This is a genomic window from Treponema sp. R6D11, assembly GCF_054786075.1.
In genome coordinates, this window is sequence record NZ_BDHD01000915.1 from 1 (window position 1) to 449 (window position 449).

Below are 449 nucleotides of genomic sequence, written 5' to 3' on the forward strand. Positions count from 1 at the left end.
GCAGGTTGAAGGCAGGGTAAAACCTGTTGGAGGACCGAACCCTAATCTGTTAAAAAAGGTAGGGATGACGTGTGACTAGGAGCGAAAGACTAAACAAACTTGGAAATAGCTGGTTCTCCCCGAAATGCCTTGAGGGACAGCCTTATCAAAACCTTAAGCAGGTAGAGCACTGGATGGACTAGGGGGCTTCACCGCCTACCAAACCCAATCAAACTCCGAATGGCTTAAGGCAACTGATGGGAGTGAGACTGCGGGCGACAAGGTTCGTAGTCGAGAGGGAAAGAGCCCAGACCGTCGGCTAAGGTCCCGAATAGCATGCTAAGTGTGAAATGATGTGCCATGGCGCAGACAGCCAGGAGGTTGGCTTAGAAGCAGCCACTCCTTCAAAGAGTGCGTAATAGCTCACTGGTCGAGTCATGACGCGCAGACAATGTAACGGGGCTAAGCAT

At 51.4% G+C, this 449-nt stretch carries 1 rRNA gene; it reads left to right on the forward strand.

From position 1 onward, the window contains the following. Positions 1 to 449, forward strand: a 23S ribosomal RNA gene (locus tag ACYVTD_RS16790); the annotation flags it as partial.